Source organism: Pseudonocardia sp. HH130630-07, from assembly GCF_001698125.1.
In the GTDB taxonomy this organism is placed as follows: domain Bacteria; phylum Actinomycetota; class Actinomycetes; order Mycobacteriales; family Pseudonocardiaceae; genus Pseudonocardia.
Window position 1 is genome coordinate 609,449 of the sequence record NZ_CP013854.1, and the last position, 21,422, is coordinate 630,870.

General features: G+C 74.9%; 24 protein-coding genes and 1 pseudogene. 10 read left to right on the top strand and 15 right to left on the bottom strand.

The window, feature by feature from the left end; genetic code table 11:
* The first annotated feature begins 24 nt into the window (after positions 1-24).
* Entirely contained in the window at positions 25-639 is a 615-nt protein-coding gene (locus AFB00_RS02960; protein ID WP_068795927.1) for an SRPBCC family protein, read from the top strand.
* Between the two features lie 10 nt (positions 640-649).
* Here the strand turns inward: AFB00_RS02960 and AFB00_RS02965 are convergent, their stop codons facing one another.
* Complete coding sequence (locus tag AFB00_RS02965) at positions 650-859, bottom strand: hypothetical protein (RefSeq protein ID WP_068795928.1); 210 nt, start codon at positions 857-859, stop codon at positions 650-652.
* 155 nt (positions 860-1,014) lie between these two features.
* On the opposite strand from AFB00_RS02965, the gene AFB00_RS02970 reads away from it, so the two are divergent.
* Positions 1,015-1,320 (top strand): hypothetical protein, encoded by a 306-nt coding sequence (locus AFB00_RS02970; protein WP_068799958.1) that lies wholly within the window; start codon positions 1,015-1,017, stop codon positions 1,318-1,320.
* A 13-nt stretch (positions 1,321-1,333) separates the two neighbouring features.
* Positions 1,334-1,852, top strand: a complete 519-nt coding sequence (locus AFB00_RS02975) for a GNAT family N-acetyltransferase (protein ID WP_068799959.1) — start codon at positions 1,334-1,336, stop codon at positions 1,850-1,852.
* A gap of 31 nt (positions 1,853-1,883) precedes the next feature.
* Here the strand turns inward: AFB00_RS02975 and AFB00_RS02980 are convergent, their stop codons facing one another.
* The gene (locus AFB00_RS02980) at positions 1,884-3,017 is read right to left on the bottom strand and encodes an FAD-dependent oxidoreductase (RefSeq protein ID WP_068795929.1); all 1,134 of its coding nucleotides are present in this window, start codon (positions 3,015-3,017) and stop codon (positions 1,884-1,886) included.
* Between the two features lie 74 nt (positions 3,018-3,091).
* Here AFB00_RS02980 and AFB00_RS02985 point away from each other — a divergent pair, with 74 nt between their 5' ends.
* On the top strand, positions 3,092-3,793 hold the full coding sequence (locus tag AFB00_RS02985; RefSeq protein WP_197519731.1) for a TetR/AcrR family transcriptional regulator: 702 nt from the start codon (positions 3,092-3,094) through the stop codon (positions 3,791-3,793).
* Between the two features lie 152 nt (positions 3,794-3,945).
* Here the strand turns inward: AFB00_RS02985 and AFB00_RS02990 are convergent, their stop codons facing one another.
* Genes AFB00_RS02990 through AFB00_RS03020 form a run of 7 tightly spaced genes read right to left on the bottom strand, consistent with a single transcriptional unit; the run spans position 3,946 to position 11,191 of the window.
* Positions 3,946-4,437 carry an SRPBCC family protein gene (locus AFB00_RS02990; RefSeq protein WP_068795931.1) on the bottom strand — a complete coding sequence of 164 codons (492 nt, stop codon included), beginning with the start codon at positions 4,435-4,437 and terminating at the stop codon, positions 3,946-3,948.
* Positions 4,438-4,473: 36 nt separating this feature from the next.
* A complete protein-coding gene (gene nadD / locus AFB00_RS02995) occupies positions 4,474-5,067 on the bottom strand; it encodes a nicotinate-nucleotide adenylyltransferase (protein WP_068795932.1) in 594 nt (197 codons plus the stop codon).
* Positions 5,068-5,076: 9 nt separating this feature from the next.
* A complete protein-coding gene (locus AFB00_RS03000) occupies positions 5,077-5,715 on the bottom strand; it encodes an alpha-ketoglutarate-dependent dioxygenase AlkB (RefSeq protein WP_068795933.1) in 639 nt (212 codons plus the stop codon).
* Between the two features lie 36 nt (positions 5,716-5,751).
* Positions 5,752-6,387 (bottom strand): TetR/AcrR family transcriptional regulator, encoded by a 636-nt coding sequence (locus AFB00_RS03005; protein WP_068795934.1) that lies wholly within the window; start codon positions 6,385-6,387, stop codon positions 5,752-5,754.
* A 52-nt stretch (positions 6,388-6,439) separates the two neighbouring features.
* Complete coding sequence (locus AFB00_RS03010; protein WP_068795935.1) at positions 6,440-7,489, bottom strand: ABC transporter substrate-binding protein; 1,050 nt, start codon at positions 7,487-7,489, stop codon at positions 6,440-6,442.
* Between the two features lie 49 nt (positions 7,490-7,538).
* Positions 7,539-9,902 carry a S9 family peptidase gene (locus AFB00_RS03015; RefSeq protein ID WP_068795936.1) on the bottom strand — a complete coding sequence of 788 codons (2,364 nt, stop codon included), beginning with the start codon at positions 9,900-9,902 and terminating at the stop codon, positions 7,539-7,541.
* Positions 9,903-9,931: 29 nt separating this feature from the next.
* Positions 9,932-11,191 (bottom strand): metal-dependent hydrolase family protein, encoded by a 1,260-nt coding sequence (locus AFB00_RS03020; protein WP_068795937.1) that lies wholly within the window; start codon positions 11,189-11,191, stop codon positions 9,932-9,934.
* Positions 11,192-11,393: 202 nt separating this feature from the next.
* Here AFB00_RS03020 and AFB00_RS03025 point away from each other — a divergent pair, with 202 nt between their 5' ends.
* From AFB00_RS03025 to AFB00_RS34555, 4 genes and pseudogenes are all read left to right on the top strand, one after another.
* Complete coding sequence (locus tag AFB00_RS03025; RefSeq protein ID WP_197519732.1) at positions 11,394-13,004, top strand: ABC transporter substrate-binding protein; 1,611 nt, start codon at positions 11,394-11,396, stop codon at positions 13,002-13,004.
* 27 nt (positions 13,005-13,031) lie between these two features.
* Positions 13,032-13,988 carry an ABC transporter permease gene (locus AFB00_RS03030; protein WP_231974197.1) on the top strand — a complete coding sequence of 319 codons (957 nt, stop codon included), beginning with the start codon at positions 13,032-13,034 and terminating at the stop codon, positions 13,986-13,988.
* A 3-nt stretch (positions 13,989-13,991) separates the two neighbouring features.
* On the top strand, positions 13,992-14,840 hold the full coding sequence (locus AFB00_RS03035; protein ID WP_068795939.1) for an ABC transporter permease: 849 nt from the start codon (positions 13,992-13,994) through the stop codon (positions 14,838-14,840).
* A 143-nt stretch (positions 14,841-14,983) separates the two neighbouring features.
* A pseudogene (locus tag AFB00_RS34555) lies at positions 14,984-15,775 on the top strand (ABC transporter ATP-binding protein); the annotation flags it as partial.
* Here the strand turns inward: AFB00_RS34555 and AFB00_RS34560 are convergent.
* Complete coding sequence (locus tag AFB00_RS34560; RefSeq protein ID WP_231974527.1) at positions 15,673-16,026, bottom strand: hypothetical protein; 354 nt, start codon at positions 16,024-16,026, stop codon at positions 15,673-15,675. The pseudogene AFB00_RS34555 and the gene AFB00_RS34560 overlap by 103 nt on opposite strands.
* 56 nt (positions 16,027-16,082) lie before the next feature.
* Between AFB00_RS34560 and AFB00_RS34565 the strand changes: the two genes are divergently transcribed.
* Both AFB00_RS34565 and AFB00_RS03045 read left to right on the top strand, forming a co-directional pair.
* Positions 16,083-16,709 (top strand): ABC transporter ATP-binding protein, encoded by a 627-nt coding sequence (locus AFB00_RS34565; protein ID WP_231974391.1) that lies wholly within the window; start codon positions 16,083-16,085, stop codon positions 16,707-16,709.
* Between the two features lie 21 nt (positions 16,710-16,730).
* Positions 16,731-17,381, top strand: a complete 651-nt coding sequence (locus tag AFB00_RS03045; RefSeq protein WP_068795940.1) for a hypothetical protein — start codon at positions 16,731-16,733, stop codon at positions 17,379-17,381.
* Here AFB00_RS03045 and AFB00_RS03050 read toward each other — a convergent pair whose 3' ends face one another.
* The 5 genes from AFB00_RS03050 to AFB00_RS03070 all read right to left on the bottom strand — a co-directional run bounded on the left by AFB00_RS03050 (position 17,382) and on the right by AFB00_RS03070 (position 21,421).
* Positions 17,382-17,939 (bottom strand): TetR/AcrR family transcriptional regulator, encoded by a 558-nt coding sequence (locus AFB00_RS03050; RefSeq protein WP_068795941.1) that lies wholly within the window; start codon positions 17,937-17,939, stop codon positions 17,382-17,384.
* Between the two features lie 87 nt (positions 17,940-18,026).
* A complete protein-coding gene (locus AFB00_RS03055) occupies positions 18,027-18,395 on the bottom strand; it encodes an SPW repeat domain-containing protein (protein ID WP_068795942.1) in 369 nt (122 codons plus the stop codon).
* A 131-nt stretch (positions 18,396-18,526) separates the two neighbouring features.
* Positions 18,527-19,216 (bottom strand): DUF4232 domain-containing protein, encoded by a 690-nt coding sequence (locus AFB00_RS35465; protein ID WP_068795943.1) that lies wholly within the window; start codon positions 19,214-19,216, stop codon positions 18,527-18,529.
* A gap of 80 nt (positions 19,217-19,296) precedes the next feature.
* On the bottom strand, positions 19,297-19,884 hold the full coding sequence (locus AFB00_RS03065; RefSeq protein ID WP_068795944.1) for a DUF4232 domain-containing protein: 588 nt from the start codon (positions 19,882-19,884) through the stop codon (positions 19,297-19,299).
* Between the two features lie 97 nt (positions 19,885-19,981).
* Positions 19,982-21,421, bottom strand: a complete 1,440-nt coding sequence (locus tag AFB00_RS03070; protein WP_068795945.1) for a VWA domain-containing protein — start codon at positions 21,419-21,421, stop codon at positions 19,982-19,984.
* Position 21,422: the final 1 nt, after the last annotated feature.

Consider the following 21,422-nt stretch of genomic DNA (forward strand, 5'->3'; position numbering starts at 1 on the left):
TAAGTCAGAACGAATGGAGTTGCCGTGGACCTCGTCGCCGAGTTCGACCGGAACCGCCGCGCGGTCGGTGGTTCGGGACCGACCCGCACGATCACCCTGTACCGCCACTACCCCGCCGGGACGGACGAGGTGTGGCAGGCGTGGACCGATCCGGCCCGGCTGGCCCGCTGGTTCGAGCCGGTCTCCGGCGATCTGCGCGAGGGCGGTCGCTACACCCTGACCGATAGCGGGACCGAGGGCACCGTGCAGCAGTGCAGCCCGCCGCACACCCTGCGGGTGAGCTGGGAGTACGAGGGCAGCGTGAGCACCGTGCGGCTCACGCTGGCCGCCGTCTCCGGCGGGACCGACCTCGAGCTGTGCCACGAGGTCCCCGCCGACGAGCACTGGCACCGGTTCGGCCCGGCCGCGGCGGGCATCGGCTGGGAGTTCTCGCTCGTCCCGCTGGCGATGCATCTCGCCGGGGACCCGCGACGCCCGTCCGACGTCCTGGAGGACACGGAGTTCGGCCGGGAGCGGACCCGGCACTGCGCGACCCTGTGGGGGACGGCGCACGGCGCGTCCGGGGTGGACGGTGTCACCGGGGACGCCGCCGCGGCTGCCGCGGCGCGCACCGTGGAGTTCTACCTGGATCCGGGCTGACCCGGACGCCTCAGCCCAGCAGGAACATGAGGGCCAGCATCACGAGCACCACGACGTTGCCGAGGACGACGAGCACGAGCCACGCTCCGGTCGCCGGGTCGGGATCCTCCGGGGGCGGCGCCGGTTCGACCTCGGTCCGCCGGTGCTCCGCCCGGCGCAGCTCGGCCACCTGGGCTCGGTCGAGGATCGGGGCGGTGTGGTCGTCAGCGTCGACGTTCATACCTGGACAACGCGTCACGGGATCGCAAGCCACTGTTGTTCCGCCTGTCGTGTCGTCGTGCAAGATCGATGTCGCTGGGTGTGACCGCCCGCACCGGGTCCCCGGCGGACCCGACCGTTCCCGGCGCGGACACGGTCACTCCTACGCTGTGCCGCATGGACTACGTCGTGATCGTCGCCGGAGCGCTGGCGTGCGTCGGCCTGCTGCTCGCCGCCGGCGGTGCGCTCAGCGGGGAGCGCCGGGAGCGGGCCGGGCAGCAGGCCCGGCTCGCGCGGGTGGAGCGCAAGCTCGACGGCCTGCTCGACCACCTGGGGATCGCCTACGAGCAGCCGGAGCTCGGCCGGGTCGAGCAGCTGCTCGGGGAGGGGAAGACCGTCGCCGCGGTCAAGGCGTACCGCGACGCGACCGGTGCCGGCCTCAAGGAGGCCAAGGACGAGGTCGACCGGCTCGCCGGGCGCTGAGCCGGTGCCCGGCGTGCGGGTGCGCCCGGCCCGTCCCGACGACGCCGCGGCGATCACCGGGGTGCACGTCCGGGCCTGGCGGGCCGGCTATCGCGGCCTGCTCCCCGACGAGGTGCTCGACGGGCTCGACCCGGCCGAGCGTCTCCCCCGGTGGCGCTCGACGCTGACCGCCGCGTCCTGGCCCCGGCAGGGGACCCTCGTCGTGACCCCGGACGACGGCTCGATCGCCGGGTTCGCCGATCTGTCCCCGGTCCGTGACGAGGATCGGGACCCGCGGCTCGTCGGGGAGGTCCGGTCGTTCTACGTGGCGCCGGAGGCCTGGCGCCACGGATGCGGCCGGGCGCTGATGCGCGGAAGCGTCCACGCACTGGCGAGATGCTACCGCAGCGCCGTGCTCTGGGTTCTGGACACCAACTCGCGGGCACAGCACTTCTACGCGGCGACCGGATGGCGGCCGGACGGGACCGCCCGGCACGAGCGGATCGCGGGCGTGGAGGTCGGCGAGCTGCGCTACGCGCACGACCTGGGCTGATGGTCAGGCAACCGGAGCAGGACCGTCCTACTCACCGGTGCGCGGCGGCGCCGGTGAGGAGATCGATCATGCCGGCCGGTGCGTGCTCGCCGAAGCACAGGTCGAAGTCCCGGGCCGCCTCCGCGGTCGCCTCGGCGATCCGCGGGAACAGCGACCGTTCGTACTCGGCGAGCGCGGCCCCGGTGTCGCCCGGATGCGCGACGATCGCGCGCGCGAGTTCGGCCCCGTCGTACATCGCGAGGTTGGCCCCCTCACCGTTCGGGACCGCGACGTGCGCCGCGTCCCCGACCAGCGTCACGCCCGGCGTGTGGTCCCAGCGGTGCCCGACCGGCAGCGCGTACAGCGGGCGCAGGACGGGTGCGGTGTCACCGTCGGTGATCAGCGCGGTGAGCTCGGGGGCCCACCCGTCGAACTCCCGGGCGATCCGCGCGGTCGCCGCGCCCGGGTCGCCGAAGTCGATGTCGTCGAACCAGGCTCGCGGGCGGGTGAGCGCCACGTAGGCGTGCAGGGTGTCGCCGCTCTCCCGGTGGGCCTGGATCCCCTGGCCGGGGACGTTCGCGAGCAGGGCCCCGGACCCGACCGCGGCGGCGGCCGCCGGGTGCCGGGTATCGGCGTCGTACAGGTAGGTCTCGACGAACGCGGTGCCCACGTACCCCGGTACCGCCCCGGAGAGCAACGGGCGGACCCGGGACCACGCACCGTCCGCCCCGACCAGCAGATCGGTGCCGAGCCGGGTGCCGTCGGCGAGCGTCACCTCGTGCCGGCCGCCGCCCAGGGCGCGGATCGCGGTGACCTTGCATCCCCACCGGACGGTCCCGGACGGCAGCGCGTCGAGCAGCAACCGGCGCAGCTCGCCGCGCTGCACCTCCGGACGGGTGCCGGTCCCGTCGTCGGGCTCGTCGAGCAGCACGGTCCCGTCCGGCGCGAGGACCCGCGTCGCCTCGCGCCCCTCCAGGACCAGGGCGCGGAACCCGTCGAGCAGGCCGGCGGCCGCCAGCGCGGGCTGCCCGGTGTCGTCGTGGATGTCGAGCATCCCGCCCTGGGACCGCGCCGAGGGCGAGGCCTCCGCCTCGAGCACCGTGACCGGGACACCGTGCAGGTGCAGCACACGCGCCAGCACGAGACCACCGAGACCGGCGCCCACGATCGTGACCGGAACGGACATGACGACTCCTCATCTCTGGAACAGCGTTCCACACCATGTTGGAACGATGTTCCAGAGCTGTCAAGATGACGTCCATGGCATCCCGGACACCGCGGCGCGCCCAGGGGCTCTCCCGCGGACTCATCGTCGACACGGCCGTCGCCCTGCTGGACGCCGCCGGTGAGCCGGGCCTGACGTTCCGGGCGCTCGCCGACCGGCTCGCCACCGGCCCCGGCGCGCTCTACTGGCACGTCGCGAACAAGGACGAGCTGCTCGCCGCCGCCACCGAGTCCGTCGTCGCGACCGCGCTCTCCCCCGGCCCCGGCGCACCCGTTCGCACCCCGGCGGAGGAGATCCACGCCGTCGCGCTCGCCCTGTTCGACGCGGTCGACGACCACCCGTGGCTCGCCACCCGGCTCGGCACGCAGTTCGCCCGCGGGCCGGCGGGACCGGCACCGACGGTGATCCTCGAGCGGGTCGGCCGCCCGGTCCGCGCGCTCGGCGCTCCCGAGGCCACGTGGTTCACGACGGCGTCGACCCTGGTGAACTACGTCCTGGGCGCCGCGGGTCAGAACGCCGCGAACGGCCGGGCCGGGAGCGAGCGGGACGGCTCCCGCTCCGGGTTCCTCGACACCGTCGCGACGACCTGGGAGGGGCTGGACCCCACCGAGTTCGCCTTCGTGCGCGCCGTGGCGGGCCAGCTGCGCGAGCACGACGACCGGGAGCAGTTCCTGGCCGGGATCGACCTGATCCTGGCGGGCATCGCCGCGGTCCACCCTTCCGGCGGCCGGACCTGACGGGCGCGCCGTCGACCCGACCCCGCGCCCGCCCACCCGGCGCAGGGTCCCGGGCCCCGGCCACACCCACGCCGCGACATCGCTGACCGGGTGAGCGGTTCCGGCCACGGACACCGGTCATGTCCGGCTCGGACAGGTGGGGCCGCAGCGGCTCAGCCCGCCGTGTCCCGGACGTCCGTCCCGTGCTCGGCGAACGCCTTGAAGTCCCGCATGTGCCGTCGCGACTGCGCACGGAACACGCCGCGCAGGACGGGAGCCAGCAGCCGCATGGGCGTGCCGTCGAACCGGTACTCGTTCTCGCTCACCCAGAGGGTCGCCCCCGGGCCGGCCTCGGTCAGCCGTTCGCGCGCGGCGCTCCACATCCCCTCGGCGACGAGCTCGCGGTCGTAGTGGACGACGGTGCCGGCCGGGATCGCGTGCAGGTCCGCCGGCTCCCGGCGGGTGATGGTCTCGGTGCCCTCCATGTCCTGCTTCCCGGTCCGCAGCACGACGCGTGACTCGGTCCCGACCTGCCCGTGCAGCCCGTTCAACGGCTCGTGCAGCACCAGGCCGCGCAGCCACATCGGCAGGTGCGTGGGGTCGGCGAGCAGCTGGACGACCCGCTCCCGCGGCAGCGCGATCTCGATCGACACGGTGTACCTCATGCTGCGGCGCTCCAGTTCTGCGACCGAAACCGCAGGTCAGACGTCCGGGTTCAGGTAGAGACTGCGCTTGGAGATGTACTGCACGACCCCGTCCGGCACGAGGTACCAGACCGGCCGCCCCGCCGCGACGCGCGTGCGGCACTCACTGGAGGAGATCGCCATCGCCGGGACCTCGACCAGCGTCACCGAGCCGTCCGGCAGGTGCCCGTCGACCAGCTCGTAGCCGGGCCGGGTGACGCCGACGAAGTGCGCGTGGCTGAACAGCTCGTCGACCTTGCGCCAGGACAGGATCTGCTGCAGCGCATCGGCACCGGTGATGAAGAACAACATCGCGTCGGGCATCGTGGCGTGCAGGTCGGCGAGCGTGTCGGCGGTGTAGGTGGGGCCGTCGCGGTCGATGTCGACCCGGCTCACCGAGAACCGCGGGTTCGACGCGGTGGCGACGACCGTCATCAGGTAGCGGTCCTCCGCGGGGGAGACCGCGCGGTCGGACTTCTGCCACGGCTGCCCGGTCGGCACGAAGATCACCTCGTCGAGGGCGAACCGGTCCGCCACCTCGCTGGCCGCCACCAGATGACCGTGGTGCACGGGGTCGAACGTCCCGCCCATCACGCCGATCTTGCGCTTCATCGCCGCAGACTATGCGGACGCCCCGACCGGCGGAATCCCCGGCGCCCCCGGGTAGAGATGCCGGAACTGGACGCTGATCCGCGGCCCGGAGGCCGTGACCTTCGGGACGCTGTGCTGCCAGGTCCGCTGGCAGCTGCCGCCCATCACCAGCAGGTCCCCCGACGCGAGCGGGAACGACACGGACGCGCCGCCCCCGGTGGGCCGCAGCCGCAGCGGGCGGGTCGCACCGAGTGCGACCAGCGCGACCACGGCCTCCGGGCGCTCCCTGGCGACCCGGTCCCCGTGCCAGGCCACTCCGTCGCTGCCGTCGCGGTAGAGGTTCACGCCGATCTGGGTGAACGCCCGGCCGTAGCGTTCGCCCAGCTCCCGGCCCATCGCGAGCAACCGGTCCGGCACCGCCGGGTCCGGGAGCACCCAGCGGTGGGTCAGCCTCGGTTCGTCCACGACCCGGTCGTACATCCGGCGCCGGTGCCCCCGGAACGGCACGGTCCGGCGCAGGTGGTCGAACACCGCTGCCGGCGCCGGGACCCAGCCGGGCGCCACGTCCACCCAGGCGCCGTGCGCCAGCTCGTGCCGGAACACCGGCGCGGGCTCCCGCTCGTCGGCACCGACGGTCTCGAACAGCGATCCCTGCCAGCAGGCGTCCACCGGGTCGAGACTACCCCGGATCGAACATGGGTTCGACTACGATTCCACGGCCGTCCGGGGCGGGCGCAGCGCGGCCCACCCGGCGCGTACCGACTCCCCGCACGCCGCCGGCTCGTCACCGGCGGCGACGATCACCGCGGTGAGCAACGGGACCGCCGAGGCGAGCGTGCGCCGCGAGGCGACCCGGCTGACGACCAGCGACACGACCCCGTGACAGACCGTCCAGACCTCGGTGGCCAGCCGCTCGGGATCGGCGTCCGCACCGATCCGGCCCCCGTCCCGGCACCGCCGGGCGGCCCGCACCAGGTACCCGAGGGTGGCCCGGGCCGCCTCGACGTCCTCCAGCTCGACGGTCGCGTCGAACATCACGCGGTAGAGGTCGGGGTGCTCGAGCGCGTTGACCGCGTAGGCCGCCACCCCCGCCACCAGGTCCTCGACCGGGTCGGCCGGCACGACCAGGGCGTCCATCCGGACCGCCAGCCGGGTGAAGCCCTCCTGGCGCAGCGCCCGCCACACCCCGTCCATACCGCCGAAGTAGGTGTAGACGGCCATGGTCGACACCCCGGTCCCGGCCACGAGCGACCGCAACGTGATCGGCTCCCGCTCGCGCAGCATCCTGGCCGCGCGTTCCAGCAGCTGGGTGCGCACCGCCGGGTCCCTCTGCCTCGCCACCCGGAGATCCTATGGCATCACAGTGCCATCGAAAGCCGCCGCCGACGCCCGCTCAGCCCGCGGCACGCCCGGCGGCCGCGGCCAGGATCGGCAGGTAGGAGTCCAGCACCCACGGGATGGACAGGACCGACGGCGCCGAACTCGCCACCACCCGGTCGGCGCCGACGACCGGGGCGAACGCGTCCCGCGCCATGGCCGGCAGCAGCTCCAGGCCGGGTGTGGACCGGAACGCCTGCTCCTCCTCGGGGGACCCGAAGAACCCGATCAGCAGGTCCGCGTCGACCCGCGAGAGCAGCTCGGTGCTGACCGTGTAGTAGACCTCGCCGGAGCCGGGGGCGTTCTGCTCCACGTACGGAGCCAGGGTCAGACCCATGTCCGTCACCAGACGGACCCGGACGTCGCCGGCCCGGAACACACCGAGGGCACCGCCGTCCATCCCCCCGGTGTAGACGAACGTCCGCCTGGCCAGCTGCGGGTACTCCCGGGCCGCCCCGGTGAGCAGCGCCGTCGTGTCCTCGACCAGCCGGGCGGCCCGCGCCGGATCGCCGAACACCTGCCCGGCGATCCGGGTCTGGTCCTGCCAGCCGGTGGAGAACGCCGCGTCCGGGTAGGCGATCGTGGGGGCGATCGCCGACAGCTGCGCGTACTCCGGCGCGGTGAGCCCGGAGTAGGTCGCGAGCACGAGGTCCGGACCGGCCGCGGCGACCTCCTCGAACGGGACAGCCGCGAGATCGTCGGAGCCGATCACCCGCGGGAACGCGCCACCGGCCCGGGTGATCGCGTCGCGCACCCAGGGCAGGACGCCCTCGGCGTCGCCCCCGTAGACGGTCCGCGGGATGGCGACCGGCACGACCCCCATCGCGAGTGCGACGTCGGCGTTGGCCGCGCTGAGGGTGACGACCCGCCGCGGCCGGTCCGGGACGACCGTCTCGCCGAGCGCGTGCCGGACCGTGACCGGGAAACCCTCGGCGACCGGCCCGGCCGCCGCGCCGCCGGCCCCGGCCGGACCCTCCGTCGAGCAGCCGCCGAGCAGGAACAGGCCGGCGGCCCCGGCGAGGACACCGCGGCGGTTCACGGCACGGGCGGACGGTACGACGGGCACGGTGACTCCCTCACGGACACTAGGGAAGGCAACCCTAACCCTGACTCCCTCAGCCGGTGTCCGACGGTGGCCGCTCCCCCATCAGGTGCTCCACGAAGTAGTCCCACATGACCGTCCGCATGTAGGGCGTGACGACGTCGTAGTGGTCCCCGCCCGGCCACACCTTCATGTCGAACCGCCGGTCGGCGGCGATCAGGGCCCGGACGAGCGCGAACGTGTGGTCCATCGTGGCGTTCGCGTCGCGGTCCCCGCAGAGCAGCAGCAGGCGCCCGCGCAGCCGGTCCGCCAGGTGCAGGTTGCCGAGCGCGTCGAGCGCCCGCGGATCGTGCGGACGACCGCCGCCGTCGGTGAGGAACCAGTCCCAGCTGCCCCGGGGCATCTTGCGGGCGTCGTGCACACCGGCCGAGCTGACCCCGACCCGGAAGAGATCGGGGAAGTACAGCATCGAGCGGACCGTGTTGTAGCCACCGTAGGAGTGGCCGGTCACGCCGACGCGGTCGAGATCGAGGGGATGGCGCGCGGCCAGCGCCCGGATCGCGGTGACGTGGTCGGCCAGGCCCCGCGGCTCGTCCGGGGCGCCGTGCGTCCACTGCCGGAACGTGCGGTGCCGGCCCGGGGTCCCCCGGCCGTCGAGCACGACGGTCGCGAAGCCGAGCGCGGCGTACGCGGCGCCCATCTGGCCCCACGCCGCGTTGGCACCGCCGGTCAGCCAGCCGGCGGGCTGGGCGGAGACCTGGAATCCGGCGTACATCAGGTCGATCACCGGCACCCTGGCCCCGGGCCGGATCCCGGGCGGCATCGTGAGCACCCCCCGCAGCTCGGAGCCGTCGTCGTCGGCGGTGACCAGGAACGGTTCGGGCACCGGGAAGCCGGCGTCGAGCAGCGCGGTGACGTCGGTGCGCTCCAGCTCGGCGGCGACGGCGCCGGTCCGGGCGTCGCGCAGCAGGACCGCGGGCGGGGTGGAGACCGTCGACACGTGGTCGACGAACCAGCGGCCGCTCGGGCTGATCGAGCTGCCCGCGCGGCCGCCGAAGACGGCGGTGAAGAAGGACGGCGCGGGCGCGATCAGCTCGTGGTCGGCGGGCTCGGGGGTGAGCACCGTCTGCCCGCCGCCGTCCAGGTCGGCCCGCAGGACGGTACGCCAGTACGGGTTGCGCCCGTCCTCGTCGCAGCCCGCGACGACGACGACCGCGCGCTCCCGCTCGTCCACCCGGAGGATGTCGCGGACGACGAGCGCCCCGCTGGTGATCGCCCCCAGCCGCCGGCCGGTGGTGAGGTCGTGCCGGTAGAGGTGCCCCCAGCCGTCCTCCTGGGAGAACCAGACGACCTCGTTCGACGCGGGGAGCACCCGGACCAGCGGCAGCGCGTAGAGGAAGGTGTTGGGTTCGTACATCGGCTCGGCCGTCTCGGTGAGCACCACCGTGCGCTCCCCCGTGCCGGTGTCGAGCCGGACCAGGGCCGCCGTCCGCGCACCCGGCACGTGGTCGAGCAGGTAGACGGCGGACTCGTCGGGGGCCCAGGCGACCGTGTCCGTCCCGACCCGCGCGAGGCCCGTCACCAGGTCGTTCCCGGCGTCGAGCACCGTGCGCACCCCGGTCTCGACGTCGACGACCACGAGCTCGTGCGCACCGTCCGGGATCTCGTCCTCGTGGTGGTAGCGGAACGGCCGGGATCGCGGCCCGGCCCGGTCCGGGGGCAACTGGTCGACGAACGGGTGCTCGGGGGTGCTGCGCTCGTCCAGCCGGCCGGCGAGCACCCGGCGGCCGGACGGGGAGAAGCAGGTCATGGCGGGCGGCAGCACCCGGTCCGCGGCGGCGAGCGGCAGCAGCGCCCGGCCGAGGTCCGGCGGCGCACCCCAGGCCCGGAACGGTTCGCCGTCCGCGGTGAGCCGCCGTTCCGTGCCCGTTGCACGGTCGCGCAGCCACAGGTCGTCGTCGCGGCGGAACAGCCGGCGCCGGCCGTCCGGGGAGTCGAGCACCCCGGGGTCCGCGGCGACGGCGATCCGGTCACCGGCCGGGGACAGCACGGCACGACGGCCGTCGGCGAGCCCCACGACGACCTCGTCACCCGCCCGCCGGTACTCCACGACGGCCGTCGTGGCCGGGTCGGCGGGCGCACCGAGCACCGTCGTGAGCCGCACCGCCAGGTCGGCCGCGTCGAACAGGGGCTCGCGCCGGAGCCCGTCCGGGTCGAGGAGCACGTAGTCGAACCCACCGCCGTCGGCGTCGCGGCGGTACCAGAAGCGGTCGCCGTCGCCGGTCCACTCGGGGACCACCCGCCGGTTGCGCATCAGGCCGGGCAGCTTCTCCGGGACCAGCGCCCCGGCCCGCCGGTAGCGCTCGGCGAGCTGCGCCGACGGCTGGGTCGATGGCTGGGTCGATGGCTGGGTCGATGGCTGGGTCGATTCCTGCATCGGTGACGACCTCCGTGTGGACGGCGGGTTCAGCGGGTGTCCTTGACGACCCGCCCGGCCCGGAGCACGACGACGACCTCGCCGGGCCGGTCGAACACCTCCGGGTCGGCCAGCGGATCGGCGGCGAAGACGGTGAGGTCGGCGACCTTGCCGGGTTCGACGGTCCCGGCGTCGTCGGCGATGCCGAGGATCCGGGCGTTGTCGCGGGTCGCCGACAGCAGGGCCGCCATCGGGGACTCGATCCGGGACCGCAACAGCAGCTCGCGACCACGCCGGTCCTGGTCCGGCCCGGTGTAGTCGGATCCGGAACCGACGAGCACGCCGGCCGCCCGGGACGCCAGGACCGCCTCGCCCTGCGCCTCCAGGATCCCGGCCACCCGGTCACCGACGTGCGCCGGCAGCCCGGCCGCCGCCGCTCCGGTGAGCAGCCGTTCGGCCACCGCGAGGGTCGGGACGTGCGCGACACCCCGCGCGGCCATCAGCGCCGCGGTCCCCTCGTCGATGCCGGAACCGTGCTCGACGCACCGCACCCCGGCGTCGATCGCGGTGCGCAGGCCGGCGGTGTTGTGCGCGTGCACGGTCACGTACGTCCCGCGGGCGCTCGCCTCGGCGACCGCGGCGGCGATCTCGGAGAACGTGAACTGGGTGTCGGACAGCTCGTCGAAGTGCGAGACCACGCCGCCGGTCACGCACATCTTGAGGAAGTCGGCGCCCCGCCGGAACACCTCCCGGGCCGTCCGCCGCACCTCGTCCGGGCCGTCGGCCACCAGCGACAGCGCCGTCAGCCCCGGCACGTGGTGCGACGGCCAGTGGGCGGGGTCCTCCCAGACGGCGCCCAGGTAGCCGTGCCCGCCGGTCTGGGCCAGCGCCGGCCCGCACTGCAGGATCCGGGGGCCGGGGACGCGGCCGTCCGCGACGACCTGCGCCACCCCCCGGTCGAGCCCCCCGGTGTCGCGCACCGTGGTGAACCCGGACTCCAGCGTGCGCCGGCAGTTCTCGAAGACGTCCGCCGCCAGCTCGGCGACCGGGATCCGGTGGGCCATCATCCGGTCCAGGTCGCTGGAGAGCCCGAGATGGACGTGTGCGTCGATCAGGCCCGGGGTCAGGACCAGCCCGGTCAGGTCGAGGACGTCCGCACCGGCCGGTGGCCGGCCGCCGAGCGCGACGATGCGCCCGTCCGCCACGACGACGGAGCGGTCGGCGACCGGATCGGCCCCGGTCCCGTCGACGACGGTGGCCCCGGTGAGCCAGCGGGCCCGCCCGGTGCCGTCGAGCTGGTCCCGGTCCATGCCCCGGACTCTGCGGGCCCGGCGGGCCGGGCCACCAGCGGCATCCGTCCAGGCCGGGCCCGGCCGGACACGACATCCGTCGAGTTGCGACATCCGTCCAGCCGGCGTGCCGAGCAGGACGACAGCTGTCCATGGGCCCGCACCGATGTGACCCATGACACTGATCCCGATCCGCACCACCGGACCGCGACGAGGAGCCAGCATGCGCAGCAGAAGACGCCGGGTGCCGGCCCTCGTGGCGGCCGTCGTCTGCACCGTGGTCCTCGCCACCGCGTGCACCGGTTCGTCCACGCCGTCCGGGCCCGGGGGTACGGCGGACTCCTTCACCTTCGCGTTGCCGGCCGCGCCGATCTCGCTGGACGTCGTCAAGGACTTCGTCGGCAACACCATGCAGGTCGTGGCGCCGGTGACGGAGAAGCTGGAACTGGTGTCCGAGACCGGCGAGGTCTCCCCCGGCCTCGCGGCGTCGGTCGCCGAACCGGACCCGACGACGCTGGTCTACACCCTGCGCCCGGACGTGCGGTTCTCCGACGGCGCCCCGCTGACCAGTGACGACGTCGTCTGGAGTCTGAAGCACGCCGCGGACACGGCCGCCGGGGCGCAGACCGCGGGGAACATCACCTGGATCGAGAGCGTGACGGCGACCGGCCCGCTGGAGGTGACGGTGCGCACGACGCAGCCGGTACCGAACGCCCGGGGCAGCATCGCCGTCGTCGGGTTCGTCCAGCAGGCCGCGTTCGGCCGCGCGCACCCCGAGGACCTGGGGACGCCCGCGGCCTCCCCGGTGGGCACGGGGCCCTACCGGATCGCCGCGAACACCCCCGACCGCATCACCCTGGAACGCAACCCGCACTTCCGCGGCCCCGCGCCCCGGGTCGCGACGATCCACTTCACCTTCATCCCGCAGGACAACTCCGCCCAGCTCGCGATGCGGTCCGGCGCGCTGCAGGGTGCGGTCGCGTCGAACCTGAAGACCGTCGACCAGTGGCGGGCGATCCCCGGGACGACGCCGTACGAGATGCCGTCGCTCTACACCACGTTCCTGACGATGGACACCACGACCGCGCCGCTCGACGACGTCCACGTCCGCCGTGCGATCGCCCACTCCGTCGACCGTGCCGGTGTCCTGTCGGCGGGCTACGGCTCCTACGCGACGCTGCTGCGCGGCCTGGCCCCGCCGGGCCTGCTGGCGAGCGTCGCGCCGTCCACCGACGCCGTCGACGCGTTCCTCGACGGCCTCCCGCAGTACGACCTGGACCCGGCCGCGGCACGGGACGAGCTGGCCCGGTCGGCGTACCCGCAGGGGTTCACCCTGGACGTCCCGGTCATCACCGGGAACCCGGCGTCCGAGCTCGTGGTCCAGAACCTCGCCCGGAACATGGCCGGCCTGGGGGTCACGATCACGCCGCGCCCGGTGACGTCGAGCCAGTGGACGTCGACGGTGTACGCGCACGGCGACGACATCGGGATGCAGACCATGGCACTGGTCCCCTCGATCCCGGACCCGTCCAGCGTGCTCGGGGCGGTGACCGGCCGGGAGAACATCCGCCCGCAGGGCTTCAACCTCGCCAACTGGTCACCGCCCGCGGCCGAGGAGGCCTTCCGGCGGCTGGAGACCTCGACCGACCGGGCGCAGCGGTGGGAGGCGAGCCAGGTACTGCTCCGCGGCATCGCCGAGGAGGTCCCCTACCTGCCGCTGTTCGGGCTGAACACCGTCGCGGTCCTCGGCGACGGGTTCACCTTCGACCGGCCGCCGGGATTCTTCGACCTCTACATCAACGGCAGCTGGGTGCACGCCCTGACCGCCGGCTGATCCCGCGACGACCTGCTGGGAGGGATCGTGCCGATCGCCCTGTTCGTGCTGAAACGGCTGCTCGGTGCCGTGGTGATCATGTTCGCGGTGAGCCTGCTGGTGTTCACCCTGTTGCTGCTCAGTCCCGGGTCGATGCTCGCGACGCTGATCGGCACCCGGCCGTCGACGCCGCAGATGATCGCGGAGCTGACCGCGCGCTACCGCCTCGACGACCCGTTCCCGGTGCGCTACGGCGCCTGGCTGCAGGACGTCCTGCAGGGTGACCTGGGCCGGTCGACGCAGTCCGGCGCGGCCGTGGTGAGCGTCATCGGCGACCGGTTGCCGGTGACGCTCGGGCTGGCCGGCTACGCGCTGCTGCTCGTGCTGGTGGTCGGCATCCCGGCCGGGATGCTCGCCGGGATCCGCCGGGGCGGGCGGCTCGACCGCGGTGTCTCCGGCCTCGCCGTCGTCGGGATGAGTGCGCTGGGGTTCGCGGTCGGGATCCTGCTGATCTACCTGTTCGGCGTGCGGTTCGCCCTGTTCCCGGTGTTCGGCGCCGGGAACGACGACCTGGTGGACCGGGTCTCGCACCTCACGCTGCCCGCGGTGGCGCTCGGCACCGGGCTGGCGGCCATCGTCGTGCGGCAGACCAGGGCCGCGGTGCTCGACGTGATGCGCCAGGACTACATCACCTTCGCCAGGGCCAGGGGCCTGAGCCGGCGCCGGACCCTCGTCCAGTACGCGCTGCGCAACACCGCGCTCCCGGTGGTCACCGCGGCGGGTCTGCTGCTGATCACCGCGGTCTCCGGCGCGGTGCTGGTCGAGACGGTGTTCTCGCTGCCGGGGCTGGGGAACCTGATGATCCAGTCGGTGAACGCGAAGGACGTCCCCGTGGTGCAGGGACTGACGCTCGTCGTCGGCGGGTTCGTGGTCCTGGTCAACCTGCTCGTCGACCTCCTGATGCTGCTCATCGACCCGCGGACGCGGTCCGCGACGAGAGGGTGACCGATGGCCCAGGCTCTCCCCGCACCGGCGGTACGGCACCGGCGGCTCCCGCCGCTCGCCACGGCGTGCGCCGCGTTCCTGGCGGTGGTGCTGCTGTGCGCCGTCGCCGGCGAGCTGTTCGTGCCGTTCGACCCGGCCGCCCAGGACCCGCTGCGTGGCGCCGCCGGTCCGGGTGACGGCCACCTGCTCGGCACCGACGAGCTCGGGCGGGACGTGTTCTCCCAGCTCGTCGTCGGGGCCCGGTGGGCACTGACCGGACCGGTGGTCGTCGCGCTCGGCTGCGGGCTGATCGGCGGCACGGTCGGGCTGGCGGCCGCCTACTTCGGCGGCTGGACGGACGCGCTGGCCAACCGCTTCGCCGAACTGGTCTTCGCGATGCCGGCGCTGCTGGTGGCGATCGTCGTGGTCGGGGTGGTGGGCGGCGGCTACTGGGTGATGGCGGCGGTGCTGCTGGTGCTGTCGGTGCCATCGGTGATCCGGCTGTGCCGCAGCGCGGCCCTGGTCCAGGTACGGCTGCCCTACGTCGACGCCGCCCGGACCATCGGGCTGTCCCCGGCCCGGACGATCGTCCGGCACGTGCTGCCGAACGTCGTCCCGACCCTGGTCGCGACCGTGCTGCTCGACTTCGTGGCCGCACTGATCGGGTTCGCGGCGCTGAGCTTCCTGGGGATCGGGGTCGCCCCGGGCAGCCCCGACTGGGGACGGCTGCTCGGCGCGGGTCAGCCGTTGATCGCGGTGAACCCGTGGCTGTCCGTCGCACCGGCGGTCCTGCTGATCCTCACCGCGGCCAGCGCGACGCTGCTGGGTGACTGGGCCCACGAACGTCTCGCCCGCAACGGAGGACACCGGTGAACGGACCCGAGGTGGCGACGGGCGCGCCGCCGGACGACGCCCCGGGCCCCCGGGCCGGCGGACCGGCGCGGGCCGGCGGGGACACGGTGCTGAGCGCCGAGCACCTCACGGTGCGGGCCGGGGACCGGGTGCTGGTGCGGGACGTGGCGCTGAGCCTGTCCCGCGGCCGGACCCTCGGGATCGTCGGTGAGTCCGGGAGCGGGAAGTCCCTCACCGCGCGGGCGCTGGTGGGGCTGCTGCCGCACGGGCTGTCCGCGACCGGGTCGGTGACCTACGACGGTACGGACCTGCTGACCGCCGGTGAGCAGGCGCTGCGCGGGATCCGTGGTACCCGGGTCGCGCTGCTCATGCAGGACCCGTTCACCATGCTCAACCCGCTGCAGACCGCGGGCCGCCATCTCGCCGAGTCGCTGCCCCGGAACCGGCGCCGGGACCGGGCCGAGATCGTCCGCCGGCTCGCCGAGGTCGGCCTCGGCCCGGACGTCGCCGGGAAGCACCCGTTCCAGCTCTCCGGCGGCATGCGCCAGCGGGTCGCCATCGCCGCGGCACTCGCGAAGGACCCCGAGATCCTCGTCGCGGACGAACCGACGACCGCGCTGGACACCACGACGCAGGCCGGCATCCTCGCGCTGCTCTCCGAGGTCCAGCGCCGGCGCGGCATGGCCCTGGTGCTGATCACGCACGACCTGCGGGTGGCGTTCTCGGTGTGCGACCGGATCCACGTGATGTACGCGGGTTCGGTGGTCGAGCGGGCCCCCGCGCAGCGGATCGCGGCGCGGCCGCGGCACCCGTACTCGGTGGGCCTGCTGCTCGCCGAACCACCGGCCGGGCACTACGCCGAGCGGCTCGTCTCGATCCCGGGCAGCGTGCCGCGGGCCGACGACGTCGGCGGGACCTGCGCGTTCGCCGAGCGCTGCGACTGGGCGCAGGACGCCTGCCGGACCGCGGCGCCACCCCTGGTCCCCCTGGAGGACGGGTCGGACGCCGCGTGCGTGCGGCTCCCCGGGATCTCCGGCGAGCTGGCGCAGGCGGTCGCCGGGCACCGGCACGTCCGTGCGACGCCCCCTCCGGTGCCCGGCGGGGCGCCGCTCGTGACCGTCGAGGGGCTCGGGAAGACGTTCCGGACGCGGCCGCTGTTCGGCCGGGCCCGGACCACCGTCGCGCTCGACGGGGTGGGGTTCACCATCGCCCGGGGGGGAGTCCCTCGGGCTGGTCGGCGAGACCGGATCGGGCAAGACCACGATCGCCCGGTCGCTACTGGGCCTGGCCACGCCCGACTCCGGCCGGATCGACCTCGCCGGGATCGACGCGAGCGATTACCGCCGGCTCTCCCGGGCCGACCGGCGCCGAGTCCGGCGCGTCGTGCAGGTGGTGTTCCAGGACCCGTACTCCTCGCTCAACCCCTCGCTGACGGTCGGCGCCACCCTGCGCGAGGCCGCGGAGCAGGCGGGTGGCGGGACCGGGGCCGCGGAGCTGCTGGGCCGGGTCGCGCTCCCGGCGTCCTACGCCGGGCTGCTGCCCGCCGCCCTGTCCGGCGGCGAACGGCAGCGGGTCGCGATCGCGCGGGCGATCGCGATGCGCCCGGAGCTGCTGATCTGCGACGAGCCGGTGGCCGCCCTCGACGTGTCGGCGCAGGCCCAGGTGCTGGAGCTGCTGCGCGAGCTGCGGCGCAGCGAGGGGATGAGCATGCTGTTCATCACCCACGACCTGGCGGTCGTCCGGCAGATGACCGACCGCGTCGTGGTGCTGTACCGCGGACGGGTGGTCGAGACCGGCCGGACGCACGACGTCCTCGGCGCACCCCGGCACGAGTACACCCGCACGCTGGTCGCCGCCGTCCCGGCCGAACGGCCCGGAGCGCCCGGATGACGGGCGGGTAGCGTCCCCGCCATGCGTGCCCCGGACACCGGCGACCGGGAGACCTCCGAGCCCGGTCACCACTCCCCCGACCCGACGGGCGGGCCCTGGCCGACCGTGCGGCCGCCGTCCACCCGTGCGGTGCTCGCCGTCCGGGCCGCCGCCCTGGGCGTGCTCGGCTGGTTCGCCGTGGTCTACACCGTCGCCTCCGACGTGCTGTCCCGCGCACCGCACCTGCTCGGCGGGCTGCTCCTCGGTGCCGTCCTCTGTGTCACCGGCGCGGTCCTGCTCTGGACGCACGCCGACCGGGTCCCGGCCCGGGTCGAACCGCGCCGCGGGCCCGGGATGGGGCTGGTCGCCGACCGGGTCGCGGCCCGCAGGCTGCTGCTGTCCGGTGCGACGCCGGACGGCGAGCAGCGCAGGCTGGTCGCCGTCGAGGTGCTCGCGGACGCCAAGCTCCCGCTGGTCACCGGCGCGATGTTCGGGGTGCTGGGCCCGCTGGTGGTCGCCGTCGCGCACACCAGCGGCCCGCTCGGCCCGCTGACCGCGGCGCTCATCGTGCTCCTGCTCGCGGCGCTGGCCTGGCGGACCTGGTCGGCGTACCGGCTGCACCGGGCCGCGGACGGCAGGCACACGGTGCCGCGGTTCGCCGGGTCCGGGGCACCCTGGCGCCCCTGGCCGTGATCAGCAGCCGAGCCCGGCGAGCACGAACGCCAGCTCGGCCTCCATGTCGTCGCGTCCCGCCCGGTCGTGCCGGGCCGTCGCGTGCCGGTGCCCGATCGCCGCGGCGAGCAGCCGGGCGGCGCCGGGGACCCGGTCCGGCCGGGCCCCGGAGCACCGGAGGACCTCGAGCACGGCGTCCTCCAGCTCCGCGGCCCGCTGCTGCAGCGCCCGGCGCACGACCGGATGCGTGTCGGCCTCGCGCCAGAGCAGGTGCGACAGCAACGCCGAGGAGTCCTGGACCCGGTCCAGCTCGGTGACCAGCGCGCGCAGCCCGGCGCCCGGATCACCGGGGACGGCGACGTCGCGGCCGCGGACCGGGTGCGGGAGCCGCTCGACCAGAGCCTCCAGCAGGTCCGGCTTGCGGCGGAAGTAGTAGTGCACGAGGCCCTTGGGGACCCCGGCGTGCCCGGCGATCCGGGACGTGGGCGTCGCGTCGAAACCGTGCTCGGCGAACAGTGCCTCCGCGGCGTCGAGGATCCGGCGCCGGGCCGGGCTGCCGTCCGGGGCTGCGCTGCTCACGCCTCGATCCTCCCCGCGCCCGGCCGCAGACGCGGGCGAGGGCCGCGGCCCGTGCGGCCGCGGCCCTCCCCGTGCCGCCGGCGGTGGTCAGTGCGCCGCCAGTCCGCGGTGCTCGGCGGTGGCCGCCGGCAGTGCCGACGCGGCCACGACGACGGCCAGCACCCCAGCGACCCAGGACGTCCACGACGCCCCGGTCAGTGCGCTGTAGCCCATCACCCACGGGGCCAGGAACAGCAGCACCCCGAGCACGCCGTGCACCCATTCGCTCGCCACCGACCCCGGTACGCCAAGCGACCAGAGCGACGTGGCGGCGAGCACCACACCGAGTACGACCATCGTCCACGCGGCGGCGGCGTTCGTCGTCGTCACGAGGGGCGAGAGAGCCGTGAGCACACCGATCACCAGCGCGGCCCAGTCCTGCCACCGCTGCCACGACCGCTGAGTGGTCCCTGCCATCGCGATACACCTTCTTCTCTGTGAGCCCCTGTCGGGATACCTCCGGTCTACGCCTGACTGGCCGCCCGGTCAAGATCGGTGACGCGAGCGGTCCGGCCGGCCGGGGAGACCCGGGCCGGCCGGACCGGGGGTCACCCGCTCCCGGGTGCCACCGGATCGATGTAGGTCCCCGGGCGGGTGGCCCCGTCCTGACGGGACACCGATCCGCCGGGCCAGGGCAGCGTCTTCGACGCCGTCTCGTCCGGCGGGGTGATGACCAGCCGGGCCGGCTTCCAGTCGCCGGGCAGCCAGGTGATCACGGTGTGCGCGGTCCCGCCCGGTTCGAGCCGGACCGCCGCGGACGGCTTCTCCGCACGCGGCAGCGAGTAGCTCGGGCCGTGCACCGGGTGGTCCGGGCCGCGCAGGTCGGCACCGCCGAAGCCGGTCATCGTGCACGGACGGCCGGAGTTGTTGGTCCACACGACCGTGGTGTGCCGTTGCCCGGCCTCGCCGGTGGTGCGGCCGAGCGCGGCGCCGAGACCGGCGTCGGTGCACCGCCCGGGCGCACCGCCACCGCCACCACCGCCGTTGCCACCGCCGCCGTCACCTCCGCCGCCGCTGCCACCACCGGCATCGCCACCGCCGTCGCCACCGCCGTCACCGCCGGCATCGCCGCCGCCGTCGACCGGTGGTGCCGTGGTCGTCGGCGGGGCGGGAGCGGAGGTCGGCGGGGGTGTCGACACCGGACCCGCGGCCGACGGCCACGGGTCACCGCCGCACCCGGCGAGCAGCAGGCCCGCCGCGAGGAGCCCGGCCGCGAGCGGGGCACGCACGATGGTCATGCGGCCCACCCTCCCGCCGCTCGCGGGTCCCCGCAGACCGGGCCGGCACGGATCACACGTCCGGGCCGGCCCGGCGGGTGTCAGATCGAGCCCTGCTCCACCGGGCCGATGTAGCTGCCCGGCGCGGTCGCGCCGTCCTGGCGCTGGACCGGGCCGCCGCGCCACGGCACGGTCTTCGAGACCGTCTCGTCCGGAGCGGTCACGACGATCTCGGTGGGGGTCCACTCCCCGCCCGACAGCGTGGTGATCGTGGTGATGCCGGTGCCGCCGGGCTGCAGCGTGATGGTCGTCGGCTCGGCCGAGGACCGCGGCAGCGAGTACGACGGCCCGAAGGTCGGGTCGGCGGGGCCGCGCAGGTCCACCCCGCCGAAGCCGGTCATCGCGCACGGGGCGTCGGAGACGTTGCGCCAGGCGAGGACGCTGTTCTGCTGCCCGGTACCGGTGGGCGCGTTCAGCGAGGCGGTGAGATCGGCGTCGGTGCAGCGCTGCACCCCCTGCTCCATGGCACCGGCATCCTCCCCGGCGGCCTCGGGCGCGGTGGCGGCGGGCTGCTCCGCCGGTGCGGACATCTGGCCGGTCGCCGCGGTGCCCGGGTCGCCGCCGCAGCCGGCGAGCAGCAGGCCGGTCGCGAGGAGCCCGGCCGCGAGCGTTGCACTCTTGAACGTCATGCCGACACCCTGACGGCACAACGGAATCCGCCGCTCGGTGGCGCTGTCAACTGCACCCGCCAGGGTGATCCGGATGCCCCCGGCGGCGGCCGCACCGCTACTCCCCGAGCACGCCCTCGACGACGGCGGCGAGCTGTGCGGCCGAGCGGCACTCGTGCACGGGCAGCACCTCGGCGTACCGGGTGGCGTCGGAGTCGCCGGTGCCCCACATCCGCTCCGGTTCCGGGTTGAGCCAGTGCGCGTGCCGGGCCCGGCCGACGAGCGTCCCCAGCGCCCGCAGGCCGGGGTCGCGGTAGTTGGTGCGCCCGTCGCCGAGCACGAGCAACGAGGTGCGCGGGGTGACCGCGTCGGCGTACTGCTCCAGGACGTCGCCGAACGCCGCGCCGTAGTCGGAGTGCCCGTCGAACGCGGTGAGGTCGGCCTCCCGCAGCACCCGCTGCATCACCCCGGACAGCTCGGCGCCGGGCGCGAAGAAGTCGGTCACCTCGTCGGCCCGTTCCACGAACGCGAACACCCGAACCCGGGAGAACTGCTCGCGCAGTGCCTGGACCAGCAACAACGTGAAGTGGCTGAAGCCGGCGACGGAGCCCGACACGTCGCACAGCACGACCAGCTCGGGCCGCCCGGGACGCCGTGTCCGGTACGCCGGGGACATCGGCACCCCGCCGGTGGACATCGAGCGCCGCAGGGTCCGGCGCAGGTCGAGCCGCCCGCGGTGGGCCCGCCGGCGCCGGGCCGCCAGCCGGGCGGCGAGCCGCCGGGCGAGCGGCGCGACGGTGCGGCGCAGCTCCGCGAGCGTGACGGCGTTCGCGGTGAGGAACTCGGCCCGCTCCGGCGCCACCGGCGTTGAGGAGCGGGCGACCCGTTCGCGCCCGCGCTCCTCGGCGGTGCGGCGGCCGACCTCCGCGCGGACGGTGTCCCGGAACCGGGCGATGCGGTCCCGGATCTCGCGGCGGCGGACCTCGGAGACGAAGGCGGAGTCCGACTCGTCGGCCGTGGCGGCGAGGATCCGGGCGAGCAGCGTGTCCGGGGACAGCGCGCTCAGCACCTGGTAGGCCGACCGGTTCGGCAGGGCCGCCGAGCCGCGGACGGCGCTCCCGGCGGCTCCGGAGGTACCGATCGCCTCGACCGTGGCCCTGGCCAGGTCCTGCAGCCGGGCGGTGTCGTCGGCGGTGAGCGCCGCGGCCAGCAGCTCGCGCAGCGCGTCCACGTCGACCGGGCCCTCCCCCGCGCTCCCGTCGCCGGTCCGGGGGACCTCGGTCCCGGACGCCCCGGCGCCGAGCGCGGCCGGGAACCACAGGTCGAACAGGGCGTCGAAGGTCGCCCGCTGGCCGGACCGGCGGAGCAGGGCCGCCGCGAGGCCCTCCCGCAGCTCCTCGCGGTGCAGCAGGTCCAGCGCACCGAGGACGCGGGCGGCGTCCACCGTCTCCCCCGGCCCCACGGCGACGTGGTGGGTGCGCAGCGCCGACACGAAGTCGACGAGGTGCCCGGGCAGACCGTGCCCGGACACCTCGAGGACCGGATCCGGGGTGCTCACG

Excerpts from the sequence above, each read along its gene's own strand:
- AFB00_RS02965 (WP_068795928.1), bottom strand. The coding sequence starts at position 859 with ATGAACGTCGACGCTGACGACCACACCGCCCCGATCCTCGACCGAGCC.
- AFB00_RS02970 (WP_068799958.1), top strand. The coding sequence starts at position 1,015 with ATGGACTACGTCGTGATCGTCGCCGGAGCGCTGGCGTGCGTCGGCCTG.
- AFB00_RS02980 (WP_068795929.1), bottom strand. The coding sequence starts at position 3,017 with ATGTCCGTTCCGGTCACGATCGTGGGCGCCGGTCTCGGTGGTCTCGTG.
- AFB00_RS02985 (WP_197519731.1), top strand. The coding sequence starts at position 3,092 with ATGGCATCCCGGACACCGCGGCGCGCCCAGGGGCTCTCCCGCGGACTC.
- AFB00_RS02990 (WP_068795931.1), bottom strand. The coding sequence starts at position 4,437 with ATGAGGTACACCGTGTCGATCGAGATCGCGCTGCCGCGGGAGCGGGTC.
- nadD (WP_068795932.1), bottom strand. The coding sequence starts at position 5,067 with ATGAAGCGCAAGATCGGCGTGATGGGCGGGACGTTCGACCCCGTGCAC.
- AFB00_RS03015 (WP_068795936.1), bottom strand. The coding sequence starts at position 9,902 with ATGCAGGAATCGACCCAGCCATCGACCCAGCCATCGACCCAGCCATCG.
- AFB00_RS03020 (WP_068795937.1), bottom strand. The coding sequence starts at position 11,191 with ATGGACCGGGACCAGCTCGACGGCACCGGGCGGGCCCGCTGGCTCACC.
- AFB00_RS03025 (WP_197519732.1), top strand. The coding sequence starts at position 11,394 with ATGCGCAGCAGAAGACGCCGGGTGCCGGCCCTCGTGGCGGCCGTCGTC.
- AFB00_RS03035 (WP_068795939.1), top strand. The coding sequence starts at position 13,992 with ATGGCCCAGGCTCTCCCCGCACCGGCGGTACGGCACCGGCGGCTCCCG.
- AFB00_RS34560 (WP_231974527.1), bottom strand. The coding sequence starts at position 16,026 with ATGGTGAACCCCACCCCGTCGAGCGCGACGGTGGTCCGGGCCCGGCCG.
- AFB00_RS03045 (WP_068795940.1), top strand. The coding sequence starts at position 16,731 with ATGCGTGCCCCGGACACCGGCGACCGGGAGACCTCCGAGCCCGGTCAC.
- AFB00_RS03055 (WP_068795942.1), bottom strand. The coding sequence starts at position 18,395 with ATGGCAGGGACCACTCAGCGGTCGTGGCAGCGGTGGCAGGACTGGGCC.
- AFB00_RS35465 (WP_068795943.1), bottom strand. The coding sequence starts at position 19,216 with ATGACCATCGTGCGTGCCCCGCTCGCGGCCGGGCTCCTCGCGGCGGGC.
- AFB00_RS03065 (WP_068795944.1), bottom strand. The coding sequence starts at position 19,884 with ATGACGTTCAAGAGTGCAACGCTCGCGGCCGGGCTCCTCGCGACCGGC.